At 41.6% G+C, this 1,086-nt stretch carries 1 protein-coding gene; it reads left to right on the top strand.

Annotated features, from left to right (window positions below):
• Positions 1-15: 15 nt before the first annotated feature.
• On the top strand, positions 16-1,086 hold a 1,071-nt coding region (locus CRO54_RS20990; RefSeq protein ID WP_205944042.1), incomplete at its 3' end, for a hypothetical protein.

Genomic DNA, 1,086 nt, shown 5'->3' with positions numbered 1-1,086 from the left:
CCAAACTATAAACCTATGAAATTATTTTGTTCTCAAAGGAGTATTCTCCTTTGCGTGGCTATACTCGCCATCGCAGTTCTCTTTAATTCTTGCCGTAAAGATCTGTTGGTACAAAGTCCCGATCATCTAAAAAGCTCGTTGAGCATTGCCGAGGCTAAGAGTTATTTTAATTCTCATCTCTCTTCTTTTAAAAAAGGTAATCATAGTTCATCCATGCTTTCAAGCACACCAACTCTACAAACGCTATTCGCCAATAAACAGCCTATTTGGGATAAAGCCTATGAGAGGTTGATTAGTACTGGCGGAGCAGTAAAAATTCCATTGAATTTTGGAGAAAGCTATGCTGTGGTTAATCAGAAAACAAAGTCCATAGTGCCGGCAGCCAGTTTAAATTATTTATTAATGTATAAGGATAATAGAGATAGTATTCATGCAGAATGGGTTCGTTTGGCTCCAGATAGTTCTTGGCTATATGGCGAAAGGGAAACTTACAAAGGTAGAATTGTTGTGTACGATTGGGATGGGAAGCTGTTAAGAAACTATCGATATGGGACTATTTTAGAAAAAAAGGTTAATGGCGTTGTTGTACGGAACAACTCTACTACAACTGAGATGGAGGATTGCTATAGGTTTTCTAACGGCAGATGTCCAAGAGTTGGAAAATGCGCTAGTAAATGTGATATGTGTCTGCAAACTTGTGCTTATGAAATATGCATAGTTACTGTAGAGCCTATATGCCCCAGCTGTCCCCCAGATCCACCTACTGGTCCTCCGAGTGGTAACGGTGGAGGGCAAACTAATATTGGAGGTCCTGATGGTAACGGGTCGGGGTCGGGAACTCCCAATGCAGGCGATTACGCACCAAATTGTAACCCAGACGCTAATTATGTTATTCCCAACTATCCTGCACCAGAGGGTATGGAATGGATAATGCCTTGTGGAGACGTACCTGTCCCGGAAACGCCAAGGGAAGGGCCGACAAACCCTTATCAGGGACTCGACATTTCTATAGGTGTACTTTCAATAGCACAGAAGTTAAATCTTAGCCAGCAAGAAGCATTATTTTTAGAAAGCCGTCAGGATATA

The sequence above is a fragment of the Pedobacter xixiisoli genome (genome assembly GCF_900215335.1).
GTDB lineage: Bacteria > Bacteroidota > Bacteroidia > Sphingobacteriales > Sphingobacteriaceae > Pedobacter > Pedobacter xixiisoli.
The sequence above is the reverse complement of the archived record's forward strand: the minus strand, read 5'-3'. Positions and strand labels throughout refer to the sequence as shown.